General features: G+C 34.9%; 12 protein-coding genes. 7 read left to right on the forward strand and 5 right to left on the reverse strand.

Annotated elements, in window-relative coordinates:
- The first annotated feature begins 64 nt into the window (after nucleotides 1-64).
- Nucleotides 65-751: a M15 family metallopeptidase gene (locus tag FGL66_RS00225; protein WP_180809635.1), complete on the forward strand. Its 687-nt coding sequence runs from the start codon at nucleotides 65-67 to the stop codon at nucleotides 749-751.
- Nucleotides 752-953: 202 nt separating this feature from the next.
- On the opposite strand, the gene FGL66_RS00230 is transcribed toward FGL66_RS00225, so the two are convergent.
- Nucleotides 954-1,301 (reverse strand): helix-turn-helix domain-containing protein, encoded by a 348-nt coding sequence (locus FGL66_RS00230; RefSeq protein WP_180809636.1) that lies wholly within the window; start codon nucleotides 1,299-1,301, stop codon nucleotides 954-956.
- Nucleotides 1,302-1,376: 75 nt separating this feature from the next.
- Here FGL66_RS00230 and FGL66_RS00235 point away from each other — a divergent pair, with 75 nt between their 5' ends.
- The 4 genes from FGL66_RS00235 to argF all read left to right on the forward strand — a co-directional run bounded on the left by FGL66_RS00235 (nucleotide 1,377) and on the right by argF (nucleotide 5,102).
- Entirely contained in the window at nucleotides 1,377-2,060 is a 684-nt protein-coding gene (locus FGL66_RS00235) for a type 1 glutamine amidotransferase domain-containing protein (RefSeq protein WP_180809637.1), read from the forward strand.
- 20 nt (nucleotides 2,061-2,080) lie between these two features.
- Nucleotides 2,081-2,746 carry an SDR family oxidoreductase gene (locus tag FGL66_RS00240; protein ID WP_180809638.1) on the forward strand — a complete coding sequence of 222 codons (666 nt, stop codon included), beginning with the start codon at nucleotides 2,081-2,083 and terminating at the stop codon, nucleotides 2,744-2,746.
- Between the two features lie 3 nt (nucleotides 2,747-2,749).
- Nucleotides 2,750-3,754: an NADP-dependent oxidoreductase gene (locus tag FGL66_RS00245; RefSeq protein WP_180809639.1), complete on the forward strand. Its 1,005-nt coding sequence runs from the start codon at nucleotides 2,750-2,752 to the stop codon at nucleotides 3,752-3,754.
- Between the two features lie 346 nt (nucleotides 3,755-4,100).
- Complete coding sequence (argF, locus tag FGL66_RS00250) at nucleotides 4,101-5,102, forward strand: ornithine carbamoyltransferase (RefSeq protein ID WP_180810437.1); 1,002 nt, start codon at nucleotides 4,101-4,103, stop codon at nucleotides 5,100-5,102.
- 86 nt (nucleotides 5,103-5,188) lie between these two features.
- Here argF and xylE read toward each other — a convergent pair whose 3' ends face one another.
- The 4 genes from xylE to FGL66_RS00270 all read right to left on the reverse strand — a co-directional run bounded on the left by xylE (nucleotide 5,189) and on the right by FGL66_RS00270 (nucleotide 10,871).
- Nucleotides 5,189-6,586 carry a D-xylose transporter XylE gene (gene xylE / locus FGL66_RS00255; RefSeq protein ID WP_258007284.1) on the reverse strand — a complete coding sequence of 466 codons (1,398 nt, stop codon included), beginning with the start codon at nucleotides 6,584-6,586 and terminating at the stop codon, nucleotides 5,189-5,191.
- An 8-nt stretch (nucleotides 6,587-6,594) separates the two neighbouring features.
- Nucleotides 6,595-8,085, reverse strand: a complete 1,491-nt coding sequence (gene xylB / locus FGL66_RS00260; RefSeq protein WP_180809641.1) for a xylulokinase — start codon at nucleotides 8,083-8,085, stop codon at nucleotides 6,595-6,597.
- A 5-nt stretch (nucleotides 8,086-8,090) separates the two neighbouring features.
- Nucleotides 8,091-9,413 carry a xylose isomerase gene (xylA, locus tag FGL66_RS00265; RefSeq protein ID WP_180809642.1) on the reverse strand — a complete coding sequence of 441 codons (1,323 nt, stop codon included), beginning with the start codon at nucleotides 9,411-9,413 and terminating at the stop codon, nucleotides 8,091-8,093.
- A gap of 309 nt (nucleotides 9,414-9,722) precedes the next feature.
- The gene (locus tag FGL66_RS00270; RefSeq protein WP_180809643.1) at nucleotides 9,723-10,871 is read right to left on the reverse strand and encodes an ROK family transcriptional regulator; all 1,149 of its coding nucleotides are present in this window, start codon (nucleotides 10,869-10,871) and stop codon (nucleotides 9,723-9,725) included.
- Nucleotides 10,872-11,136: 265 nt separating this feature from the next.
- On the opposite strand from FGL66_RS00270, the gene FGL66_RS00275 reads away from it, so the two are divergent.
- Both FGL66_RS00275 and FGL66_RS00280 read left to right on the forward strand, forming a co-directional pair.
- A complete protein-coding gene (locus tag FGL66_RS00275; RefSeq protein ID WP_180809644.1) occupies nucleotides 11,137-11,973 on the forward strand; it encodes an aldo/keto reductase in 837 nt (278 codons plus the stop codon).
- Between the two features lie 166 nt (nucleotides 11,974-12,139).
- Nucleotides 12,140-13,315, forward strand: a complete 1,176-nt coding sequence (locus FGL66_RS00280) for a YbfB/YjiJ family MFS transporter (RefSeq protein WP_180809645.1) — start codon at nucleotides 12,140-12,142, stop codon at nucleotides 13,313-13,315.

A 13,315-nucleotide genomic window follows, 5' to 3' on the forward strand; every position in this document is an offset into this window, starting at 1 on the left:
ACATATGTTACACTCACTGTACAATTAAAATTTTTATACTAAGGAAGGGCGAAGAAGTAGGGGTATGAAAAAGTTTTCTATAATATTAATGATGAGTATTTTATTCCTTTCAGCTTGTTCACATCAGCAAGACAAACATAATGGTCATCAAAGTGAAAATAAGACGGCACATGCGAGTGAAAATCAAAATAGTGATAATCATCAAAAGAAACATAAAAAGGTCGTTAAAGAGGGACTGACCTATATAGACGGTATTTTAATGGTGAACAAAACAATAGCTTTACCTGCATCTTATGATCCGGGTGAAAATCCAAAAGCACAAAAAGCATTACAACAATTGTTTGATGATGCACAAAAAGAGGGGATGAGCTTATATAAAATAAGTGGATATAGAAGCTATCCTACCCAAGTCGAACTGTATAAGAGTTATGTGCAACGTGATGGTAAAAAAGCAGCAGATCAGTATAGTGCAAGACCAGGTCATTCCGAACATCAAACAGGTCTTGCATTTGATGTAGGTGGTGTGCATTCAGATGAAAACTTATATGCTCGCTTTGGAAAAACGAAAGAAGGACAATGGATTGCAAAGCATGCACATCAATATGGATTTATTGTGAGGTATCCTAAAGGCAAAGAAAATATTACAGGATATCAATATGAGCCTTGGCATCTACGCTATTTAGGGAAAGATAAGGCAACAGAAGTATATAAGTCCGGTGAAGCTTTAGAGGAGTACTTAGGTTTAAAATAATGTATTTTTGATATCAATAGATTTTACGCTTCAAACAAAAGCAAGTACACGTTTAAATAGGTGTACTTGTTTTTTTATATTTTAATATATGCAGTATAGTATCATGCAATAATGGTACACTGATATAGTTTAAGCAGATTTAATCCTTGTTTAAATACATTTTTATAGTCATTAACGCTGATCTCCACAAGGCTTTGTATCGCTATCTTGTAATCGCTTTTGCTAATTCTTGTTCAATCAAGTGAATGTGTGTATTAATAAGGTTTTTTTGTTCATTTAAAAAGGCAAGGTGAGCTTCTAATATCGTTTTGACATCTGTTTTATTTTGGTAGAGCATATTTGTATTTTTTTCGATTTCTTTCAATGGCATATTTAAATGACTTAAGCACTTAATGAACTTGATCATTTCGATATCGTCTTTAGTGTATAAACGTTTATTATTGCTATCTCTTTCAATATTTTTTAATATATTTTTCTTTTCATAATAGCGCAGTTTACTTTTGGATATATTGCAATAATTTGAGACATATTCTATATAATATTGATCCATATGAGCATATCCTTTCACTTAAACTAAGGTTTAACTGTTATTGTACTATATAAACATGAACAAGGAGGAAATACAATGAAAAAAGCATTAATTGTTGTAACGAATGTTGCGAAATACGATGATTTAAATAGAGCGACAGGTGCGTGGTTTTCAGAGGTTACGCATTTTGCTCAAGATTTCTATGATGCAGGTTATGAAGTGGACTTAGTGAGTCCTAAAGGCGGATATGTGCCGTTAGATCCAGAAAGTATCAAACCTGAAATGATGAGCGATGACGATTGGACGTATTATAACAATCCTAACTATATGAATAAATTTGGCAATACTTTAGCGCCAAAAGATGTTAATGCAGATGACTATCAAGTGATTTACTTTGCAGGAGGACACGGTGTTATTTGGGATTTAAGAGGTAATGAACAATTAAATGAGATTGCTTTAAGCATCTACAATAATAATGGAGTGGTTTCTTCTGTATGTCATGGTGCTGCAGGGCTTCTTGATATTAAAGAGAACGGAGAATACCTTGTTCGAGGTAAAGAGGTAACAGGTTTTACAAATAGTGAAGAAGATGCAAATGGTACAACGCAATATATGCCTTATCTATTAGAAGATGAATTGATCAATATTGGTGCACAATTTAAAAAAGAAGCGGACTGGAGTGCATATGCAGTGACCGATGGGCGAGTGATTACAGGACAAAACCCACAATCGGGACACGCGGTTGCGAAAAGTGTTTTAAAATTATTAGCAAATCAATAAAGTGTAAAGGAGATATAATGATGAAGTCTTTAATTATTGGTGCAAATGGTGGAGTAGGTCAACATCTTGTACGCAAATTAAAAGAGCAAGATAGTGATTTTACTGCTGGTGTAAGAAAAGAGGAACAAATTGAAGCATTGAAATCAGAGGGTATTGACGCTGTATATATCGATGTAGAAAAGCAGTCGATTGAAGAGTTGGAAGCACAGTTTAAAGGATACGATCAAATTCTCTTTTCAGTAGGTTCTGGTGGACAAACAGGTGCAGATATGACCATTATTGTAGACTTGGATGGTGCTGTAAAGGCAATCAAAGCGAGTGAGCGTGTGGGTCATCAACATTTTGTTATGGTGTCTACCTATGATTCACGTAGAGAGGCGTTTGATGCATCAGGTGATTTAAAACCTTATACAATTGCAAAACATTATGCAGATGATTATTTAAGAAATGCTAACTTAAAATATACGATTGTTCATCCGGGTGCGCTGACTAATGATAAAGGAACACAACATTTTAACATCAGTAAGCAATTTGAGGATGTTCAACATCCATATATTACAAGAGAAGATGTTGCTGAAGTGCTTGTATCGGTATTAAGTGAACAAGCACTACAAGGGCATGAATTTCAAATTATTAATGGCGACTTATCACTGTCCGAAGCAACTGCGAAATATTTGGAGGAATAAATGATGAATAATGAACAAATTGTACTTGCAAAGCGTCCGCAAGGTATACCACAAGATGATGTATTTAGATTTGAATCTATTGACGTAAGTGCGCCAAAAGAGGGTGAGGTTCAAGTTTTATCAATATATGTATCTGTTGACCCTTATATGAGAGGTCGAATGAATGATACCAAGAGTTATGTTGCACCTTATGAAATTGATGCACCATTACAAGGTCATATCGTCGGTAAAGTAATAAAATCGAATCATGAAAGTTTTGAAGAAGGGGACTATGTAACAGGCATATTACCTTGGAAGAAGGTTAATACGATAAGTGGAGATCAATTAACGGTAGTCCCATCTCAAGACGTCCCACTGTATTTATATTTAAGTATATTAGGAATGCCGGGTATGACAGCTTATACAGGATTACTTCAAATTGGGAAACCTAAAGCCGGAGAAACTGTTGTCGTTTCAGCTGCATCAGGTGCCGTAGGGTCTGTTGTAGGACAGATTGCTAAGATTAAAGGTGCAAGAGTCGTCGGTATTGCAGGTGGTGAAAAGAAAACATCATATTTAATAGATGAACTTGGTTTTGATGCAGCGATTGATTATAAGCAAGATGACTTTGCACAACAACTAGCAGCAGCTGTGCCAGAAGGTATCGATGTTTATTTTGAAAATGTGGGTGGTGCCATTTCTGATGAGGTATTTAAGCATTTAAATAAATTTGCAAGAATACCTGTATGTGGTGCAATCTCTATATATAATAATCAAGCACAAGATATCGGATTACGCATACAAGGTCCATTAGTTAAAAGCCAAGCATTAATGCAAGGGTTTGTTGTTGCACAGTTTGCTGATTATTTCAAAGAGGCGAGTGAACAGCTGGCACAATGGGTGTCTCAAGGTAAAATAAAATCAGAAGTCACAATAGATGAAGGTTTTGATCATTTACCTTCTGCATTTAGAAAATTGTTTACAGGCGAAAACTTTGGTAAACAAGTCGTCAAAGTAGCAGAAGCATAACTTTATTTTAATAGCCATGTAAAAAAGGAGCGGGGATTCCCGCTCCTTTTTAGAATGCATTTTAAAACTCATGTGTCAGGCGTGTTTCTCTTTTTATTCGATAAGATTTTGTTGTTGCATTTCATTGTATCTGTCGTATATTTGATAGATGTAATTGAGTCTGTTCATCTTTTATATGAGACGCCGGTGAGTCTTCGTGCTCATGAGTTGATTATGAAAGTGATGCACGATTTATTTTTTGTAAATGTTATTGACAAATAAACAGTTAAATGTATAATTATTCTTAATAACAAATAAATATTCAAAGGGTGATACATATGGGGCGTATACAACAGCATTAAATAAGATTAAGCATTTAAATGGTAGTAGTTTTCTTAAAAGTATGGATTTTACCAAAGAACAGTTGGAGACATTGATTGATTTGTCTTTAGAACTCAAACGTAAAAAGTATTATCATGTACCACATCCATATTTAAAAGGAAAAAATATTGCATTAATTTTTGAAAAACCATCTACCCGAACACGTGCGGCATTTAGTGTGGCGGCGAAAGATCTAGGGGCACAAGTTGATTTTTATGGCAAACAAGACATACATCTTGGTGTGAAAGAATCGATTGCAGATACAGCACGTGTGTTAGGAAGTATGTATGATGGTATTGGATTTCGAGGTTATAAACAGGCACACGTAGAAGCTTTAAGTCAATTTTCAGATGTCCCTGTGTGGAATGGTCTAACAAATGAATGGCATCCGACACAGATGATTGCTGACTTTATGACGTTGAAAGAGAATTCTGGTACGTTAGAGGGCAAGACGCTAACCTATGTGGGAGACGCACAGAACAATGTGGCACATGATTTGTTGATGACAGGTGCTATTTTAGGTGTAAATATCCATATTGCTGCACCACAGTCTAGTCAACCGGATTTACATGTTCAAAAACAAGCCCAGCATTATGCACAGCAATCAGGTGCAAATATTCTAATTACAGAAGATGTACAAAAGGCAGTGTATCAGGCGGATGTCATTTATACAGATGTTTGGTTATCTATGGGAACAGATGAGTCGGAATGGCATACACGTATTGAAGCAATGCGACCCTATCAAGTTAATAAACAAATGATCGCGTGGACCAATAACCCAAATGTGATGATTATGCATTGTTTACCTGCATTTCATAATTTAGAAACTGAAACAGCACAATATATATTTGATAAATATGGATTAACTGCAATGGAGATAACAGAAGAAATGTTTCATAGCGAACAGTCTGTTGTGTTTACACAAGCAGAAAACAGACTTCATTCCATCAAAGCAGTGTTAACGGCTACATTGGGCAATATATTTTGAAAAGCGTAACGCTATTGCAATTATAATCCATAATAAAAAGTATCAACCGGTAAAGTAAATCTTTAGACTTTACCGGTTGATGCTTTTTATTTTTGCCACACATTTTCAAGTTCTTCTAATGTTTTGCCTTTTGTTTCAGGGATGCATTTCCAGATGAAAAGACCTGATAAAATACACATAAATGCATAAAAACCATAAGTAAATGTTCCACTAAAAGCCATCATAGAAGGGTATGTAGAAGTGATGGTAAAGTTTGCGAGCCATTGTGCGGCAACAGCAATAGCCATGGCACCACTACGAATACGGTTAGGGAAAATTTCAGAGAGCAGTACCCACGTAATAGGTCCCCAACTCATCATGAATGAAGCGGTATAAATGACCATGAATAGCAATGTAATCACACCGAATGTTCCATTTGCAGTTAATAAGCTCATACCAATCATGCCGATAGCCATACCAGTCGATCCAATAATTAAAAGAGGCTTACGACCAAACTTATCAACATAGAGAATGGCAACCACTGTAAAGATGACATTCACTAAGCCCATAACAACAGTTTGAATCATTGCAGCATTGCCCCCAGCTCCGAGTTGTTCAAAGATACGGGGCGCATAGTAGAGTGCAACATTAATGCCAATAAATTGTTGGAAAATAGATAAGAATATACCTACTAAAATCACAGTTTTACCAAAGCTAAAAAGAGGGGCTTTGATATCTGTTTCTTTATTTTTAGTTGAAACGATGTCATTAAATACATTTTTTGCATGTGATGCGGATGTGTAAATTTTATTAAGTACAGACAATGCTTCTTTCTCTTTATTAATCAATGTTAAATAGCGCGGTGTTTCAGGTACAAAAAACAACAACACGAAAAATAGCACAGCAGGTATAGCTTCTGTTGCAAACATATAACGCCAACCTATTGTTTCAATCCAGTGCGTTGTTTTGCCCAAAATAATACCATAATTGACAAAATAGACGACAAGCATACCAAAAATAATTGCAAATTGGTTACCTGATACGAGACGACCACGAATGCTTGATGGTGAGATTTCACTAATGTAGACAGGAGAGATGGCTGACGCAAGACCTACGCCGATACCCCCGATAATTCGATAAATGTTAAACATGATGAGTAACATTAAGGTAGGTTCTCCGGGCGTAAAAAATAAAAATTCCGGAAATCCTGACAAGAGTGCAGAGATAATAAATAAAACTGCAGCAATTTGTAAAGTGCGTTTTCGTCCAAAGCGACTTGAAAGCGATGACGAAAGTATACCTCCAAATACACAGCCAATGAGTGCACTGGATACAGTGAGTCCATGAATAAAGTCATTATAGTCGGCTGTGATATATTTTTGTAAAGATTGTTCAGCACCAGAAATGACAGCAGTATCATACCCGAATAATAAACCACCTAATGTTGCGATTAAAGCAATTGTAAAAATGAATTTCTTATTATCATAGTTTCTCATTCTATACATCCCCTTGATTATTTGAATGACAGTAATTGTTGTGTGATAGATTGTGTATGGTTATAGACTGATTGATAAATTGGGAACAGTTTTTGATAAATATGGTGATGTGCTTTTTTGGGTTTTACAGTCTCTTTATATTGGATCCAACGGTTTGTCAATGATTCGAAGTCTTCAAACCATGACGCACCCATTGCTGCTAACATCGCTGCGCCATAAGCAGGACCTTGCTCTTGTGCCAATGTTGTAATTGTTGCATTAAAGACATCTGCTTGAATTTGTAACCAGACAGGATTTTGAGCGCCACCCCCAATAGAAATCACCTTATTTACTGATTTACCACTCTCTCTTATAATATGAACGCTCTCGTTGATTGAAAAGGTAATTCCTTCAATCACAGCACGTTTTAAATCATTGTGTGTAGTTGTAGCATCTAATCCAATAAAGCTACTTCGAATCGTAGTATCATTATAAGGCGTTCTTTCTCCTAATAGATAAGGTGTAAATAATAGACCACTTGCACCCGGTTGAGTTGTAGACAAATCTTTTAAAAATGTATTGAAATCTTCATGTGAATCCATTAAATGTTTGAGCCAACTTAAACTGTGACCAGCAGATAATGTGACGCCCATAATATAATTTTGATTCGGTACGCAGTGATTAAAATAATGAATACGTCCATCATTATTAAAAGACGTATCATTTTGAATGGATAGTGCGACACCAGAAGTGCCAATACTTACCATTTGGACACGATCATCTGTAATTCCTGAACCAAGTGCGCCACATGCATTATCAGCACCACCTTGGTATACAGCAATATCATGGGATAAACACAGTTGTGTCTTAACAGCATCAGAGAGTACACCATTTTGTCCATGTGATGGAATGATTTCAGGCAATATCTCAGAATTAATATTCAGTTGCGCTAATAGTGTGGTTGCCCATTGTCCCTCTTTAACATTAAACATGGATGTACCTGATGCATCGGAAGGCTCACTATATATATGACCTGTAAGACGGTAAGCAACATAATCTTTAGGAAGCATGATCTTATGAATAGCCTGAAAGTTTTGTGGTTCGTGCTGCTTAACCCACATTAATTTTGGCAATGTAAACCCTTCCAAAACTGTATTTTGTGTTTCTCTTAAAAATGTATCTAAGCCAACAGTATCTAATAAAGACTGCACTTGTTGTGATGTGCGTGTATCATTCCATAAAATAGCAGGACGAATGACTTCACCGTGTATATCGATCATAACAAGACCGTGCATTTGACCCGAAAAACTAATACCAACAATATCATCTTGATCTGTGTTACGAATAAAATAGTCTAGGCTTTCAAGTGCTGCTTCGTACCAAATGTTCGGATCCATTTCACTATATCCAGATTGGGGATGTTTCGTATGATAAGAGACGCTGTAACAATCTACAACGTCTCCGTTTTTATTTACTTTAAGACTTTTTAGACCACTCGTACCGATGTCTAAACCAATAACGTATGTCATGTCTATCAGTCCTCACTGTTAATATTTAAGATATACTGATTAATACGTGACTTAATCACTTCTAAATGATCTGATTGTGTTTCAATCTGTGTAAGGTTTAATGCATAATCTTCTAGTTCTTTAAAAGATATAGCGTTATTGATGATTTTTTCACCAATACCGTTTGAGAATGTTTGATATTTTGTGTCAACGATATCCTCGAAGAAGCGATCTTCAATCATTTTGTGAGCGACACGTAAACCAAGGGCAAATGCATCCATACCAACAATATGTGTTAAGATCAAGTCATTTTGTTCAAAGGATGTTCTGCGTGGTTTGGCATCGAAATTAAGACCGCCCGGAGTCAACCCGCCATTTTTTAAAATCTCATACATTGCAAGTGTTGTTTCATAGATATCAGAAGGGAATTCATCTGTATCCCAACCGAGTAATGGATGACCTTGGTTAGCATCTACAGAACCGAGCATCCCATTATCTCTTGCATAACGCAATTCATGTTGAAACGTATGACCTGCTAATGTTGCATGATTGGCTTCAATATTAAATTTAAAGATATCTTCTAAGTCGTATTTTTGTAAGAATGCATGTGCAGTTGCGACATCTGTATCATATTGATGAGATGTCGGCTCTTTAGGCTTAGGTTCAATTAAAAATTGACCAGTAAATCCAATCTCATCTGCGTAGGCTTTAGCCATTTTGAAGAAACGTGCTAAGTTATCAAGTTCTAACTTCATATCAGTATTTAATAAGCTTTCGTAACCTTCACGTCCGCCCCAGAAAACAAAATTTTCGGCATTTAACTTTTTAGCGATGTCTAATGATTTTTTAACTTTTGCGGCAGCATAAGCAAACACATCAGCATGTGATGAAGTAGCAGCTCCGTGTACAAAGCGTTCATGCGTAAAGTTGTTTGCTGTATTCCATAAGAGTTTTTTTCCTGTTACAGTCATTTTTTCTTGGATTAAATCTGTAATGATATCTAAGTTATGATTGGTTTCTGCTAATGTAGAACCTTCAGGCGCAATATCGACATCATGGAAACAGAAATATTCAATGCCTGTTTTATCCATAAACTCAAAAATGGCTTCTACACGTGCTTTAGCTTTATCCATTTCAGATAAGTGATCCCAATCACGTTGTGCTGTACCTGTACCGAATGGGTCAGAGAGATCAGCAGTAAAAGTGTGCCAATATGCGACACTAAAGCGTAAGTGTTCTTTCATTGTTTTGTCGCCAATTTTTTCATCAGGATTATAATATTTAAAGCTGAAAGGATTTGTTGATTTTGGGCCTTCGTAAGTAATTGTATCCACGTTAAAATATGTCATGAAGAGACCTCCTATATTGTAGTTGGTTTGTTTATTAAATTAACTAACTATAATATAGCACTTCCTTTTTATATTGTAAACGCTTACTATCATTGTTGATAAATTATAATCATAAGGCTGTATTGGAAAGTTAAATTATTATTGATGTGAAAAATGACTATACAATATATAGAAGTTTGATATTTATATCTGAAAGAAGAGATAGAAGGTACAAAATAAATAAGAAGAGACCGTAATCAATATTTAAAGGAGCTTAAGTATAAAAACTTAGCTCCTTGTATAGTGTGTACATTGTTTTGGTTGCATATATTACAATGAAAAGTCGAGTTTAATAGGATGAATGTCTAATATTTTTTGTGTAATTGCTAAAGTGCCACCAAACAACGTAGCGTATTGTACGTTAGATGTAAGACGTATCTTTGCATCATCGTATGAAAAGTGGTTGAGTGTTTGACGAATCTGTCGAAGGATCTCGGGAATCTCATTCATAATAGGACAGTTGATATAAATCATTTCTGGATTGATTTGCATTGAAAAGTTATAAATAAGTACAGCAATACGTTGAATAAAATCTTGTATTTCTTCACAAATTACATGTTGACCTTCTGTATAATATTGTTTAATTTCCTTAATCGTCAGTGACATATTCATACGTTTATTGATACGTGAAACAAGAGCATCTTGTGAACAGATGTTTTCAATTTTTTCATAAGACGGTGAGGGTGTGTTTGAAACAAGAACAAGAGATTTGCCAATTTCTCCGGCATGTCCGTCCGCCCCACGATATAAAAAGCTATCAAAAATAATACCGGCACCAATCCCTTTATGAATACTCAGAGTAGCTAGGCTTTTAACGCATGTATGGTGATGTAAAGAATGTTCATAAATTGCGGCGAGATTAGCTTCATTTTCAATTAAAACAGGAACATCTGCAAAACGAGAAAGTGTGTCAACAACAGATAAGTTATCGAGATCAAGGAATGGAGAGTCTTTGATGGATTGGTCAGAATCGACAATCCCATGGATAGACAGGGCTAGACCTAATAAGCCATTTAACGTTCCTTTTTTGGCTAATGGATTAACTTGTTGCTGAACAATTTCTAAAGCATGTGATATTTTTTTATCTCGAAGTGGATAAGATTGTACATCTATTACTTTACCATTTAAATAATTATACATGATATCTACAGAATCATAAGTAAAGTCGATAGAGACGGTATAACCCAATTGAGGGTTAATTTCTAATAGAATCGTTTTTCGTCCACCACGTTTAGTACTTGATCCTTGTCCTACCTCAGTGACAATATTTTTTGTTTGAAGTGCATTGAGTACCCCTGTAATTGTAGCCTTATGAAGGTGTGTTAGTTTGGCAATTTCTGTTCGAGATATGGGTTTGTGGTTAAAGATTGTTTTCAAAACCAATTGCTCATTCGTATTTAAAGTGAAGTGATGATGCATAGTGCTCCCCCTCTAACATATGCGCATAATCATAGATATATTTAAAATTTCTAATAATAAACACAAGTATAGCATAAAGAATCAAACATTATAGAAAAGGCTTTAATCGTTGAGAGGCTGTTGATTTCTCGATAAAGAATGAATATATGGTGTTGATTGCGAGCAGCATGATATACACCACAGAGATAAATCCAATATAATTTAATGGAACACAAAGAATGCTTATTTAGATGATAAAAGTTTTACAAAGAAAAGGTGGTTTATGATGGAATATAGAACATTAAATAATGGAAATAAAATGCCACATTTGGGGTTAGGTGTTTTTAGAGTTCAAAATGATGATACAGCTAAAAATGCGGTAAAACATGCAATTGAAAGTGGTTATAGAAGTATTGATACAGCACTAGTATATAAAAATGAACAGAAAGTAGGCGAAGGAATTCGAGAGGCACTAGCTTCGACTGGATTGAAGAGAGAAGAACTATTTATTACATCTAAATTATGGTTTGATGACTTTGGTAGAGAAAATGTAAAAAGAGGTTACAACCAAACACTAGAAAATTTAGGTTTAGACTACTTAGATCTCTATCTTGTTCATTGGCCAGGATTGGATGAAAAAGTCATGATCGAAACATGGAAAGGTATGGAAGACTTATATCGTGAGGGTAGCGTTAAAAATATCGGAGTCAGCAACTTTAATATTACACATTTAGAAACGCTAAAAACACATACTTCAATAAAACCAGTGATTAATCAAATTGAATTCCATCCCTATTTAACACAAACAGATTTAATCGATTATTTAAATAAAGAAGATATTCAACCAGAATCATGGTCTCCATTAATGAATGCTGAAATTTTAAATGATGCAACTATTCAAGAAATCGCTGAAGAAATTGGGAAGTCTCCTGCACAGGTTGTGATACGTTGGAATATTGAAAATGGTGTCATTACAATACCCAAATCAGTTACACCCTCTCGTATAGAGGAGAACATCAATGTATTTGATTTTGCACTAGACGAGAAACATATGAAAAAAATAGCAATGCTTAACCAAAATAAACGCATTGGACCAGATCCACTTGTTTTTAATGGTCAATAGCATCATATCAATGCAAGGGAACATCAGCGAAGTGAGTTGTATGTACCCTTGCATTATTTGTATACAGATCATCATTTATTTTGATGATCAATATCAAAAACCATCATTTTTATTAATCTAAAACTTCTGTTTATAATATAAAAAAGCTTTAAACAAGGAGGATTAGATGAATACTCGACAAGCATATCAACAATTATTATTTGGGATGATGTCATTAATGATTGTTATGGCAGTAGGACGTTTTGCATATACACCGATTTTACCTTTTATGCAGCAAGCTATTGATATGACGCATCAAGAAGCAGGTATACTAGCAACGTTAAACTATTTAGGTTATTTAATCGGTGCCATTATTCCTATGTTTATCGTGCTAAAATCCAAAGTATACGACTTAAAATTATATTTAATGATTAATATTGTATCTACATTATTACTGGGTGTTTTTGAATCATTCTGGGCATTGTCTGTATTGCGTATTGTTTCAGGTATTACGAGCGGTACAGTATTTGTGTTGGCATCAAATACTGTATTAGAGGCATTGAAAAAAGCAAATAAACAACGATTTTCAGGTGTTTTATACAGTGCGGTAGGTATGGGGATTTTTTTGAGTAGTATCTTTATATTTCTATATACAACAGTAGAAACATGGAAGTCAACATGGCTATTATTAGGGGGAGGTTCGTTACTCTTAGGTTTTTTAATTATAATAGGTATGAAAGAAGCTCCTCAAAATACTAATTTAAAAGATGTGCAACATAATAAACCATCTCAAAAGTTCACTTTAAAGTTTATGATTTGTTTTGCCTTCGCATACTTTTTTGAAGGCGCAGGTTATATTATTACAGGTACTTTTTTAGTTGTTATTATCAATGCTATACCTGTACTGTCTGACTATGCTGCATTGAGTTGGATGTTTGTTGGGCTGGGTGCTATCCCTTCAACACTCATTTGGTCATTATTGGCAGAATATATAGGATATGAAAAAGCGATATACAGTGCATTTATATTACAAATTATAGGTGTAGGATTACCTTTAATTACGCACAATGCTTGGATGATAGTGATAGCTTCTATGTTATTTGGTGGTACATTTTTAGGGTTAACGACACTTTTTATGGCGAAAAGTCAGGAAATAATGTTACAGACTAATCAAAAAATAAATATGGTTTCATTAATGACAATAGTATATAGTTTGGGACAAATGTTGGCACCTATGATCTCGGGTCATCTTATTGGGAATTCAGAGCATTTTGATCTAGCGTTACTTTTTGCGACAACATTACTTTTATTGGGACTCTTATTCAGTATTTTGAGTTATCACGGTTATAAAACACAGGGGTGA

Origin of the sequence: Staphylococcus sp. 17KM0847, from assembly GCF_013463155.1 — a bacterium.
GTDB lineage: Bacteria > Bacillota > Bacilli > Staphylococcales > Staphylococcaceae > Staphylococcus.

Bases quoted from the DNA above. Each gene is read 5' to 3' on its own strand.
- FGL66_RS00225 (WP_180809635.1), top strand. From the start codon at position 65: ATGAAAAAGTTTTCTATAATATTAATGATGAGTATTTTATTCCTTTCA.
- FGL66_RS00230 (WP_180809636.1), bottom strand. From the start codon at position 1,301: ATGGATCAATATTATATAGAATATGTCTCAAATTATTGCAATATATCC.
- FGL66_RS00235 (WP_180809637.1), top strand. From the start codon at position 1,377: ATGAAAAAAGCATTAATTGTTGTAACGAATGTTGCGAAATACGATGAT.
- FGL66_RS00240 (WP_180809638.1), top strand. From the start codon at position 2,081: ATGAAGTCTTTAATTATTGGTGCAAATGGTGGAGTAGGTCAACATCTT.
- FGL66_RS00245 (WP_180809639.1), top strand. From the start codon at position 2,750: ATGAATAATGAACAAATTGTACTTGCAAAGCGTCCGCAAGGTATACCA.
- xylE (WP_258007284.1), bottom strand. From the start codon at position 6,586: ATGTATAGAATGAGAAACTATGATAATAAGAAATTCATTTTTACAATT.
- xylB (WP_180809641.1), bottom strand. From the start codon at position 8,085: ATGACATACGTTATTGGTTTAGACATCGGTACGAGTGGTCTAAAAAGT.
- xylA (WP_180809642.1), bottom strand. From the start codon at position 9,413: ATGACATATTTTAACGTGGATACAATTACTTACGAAGGCCCAAAATCA.
- FGL66_RS00270 (WP_180809643.1), bottom strand. From the start codon at position 10,871: ATGCATCATCACTTCACTTTAAATACGAATGAGCAATTGGTTTTGAAA.
- FGL66_RS00275 (WP_180809644.1), top strand. From the start codon at position 11,137: ATGGAATATAGAACATTAAATAATGGAAATAAAATGCCACATTTGGGG.
- FGL66_RS00280 (WP_180809645.1), top strand. From the start codon at position 12,140: ATGAATACTCGACAAGCATATCAACAATTATTATTTGGGATGATGTCA.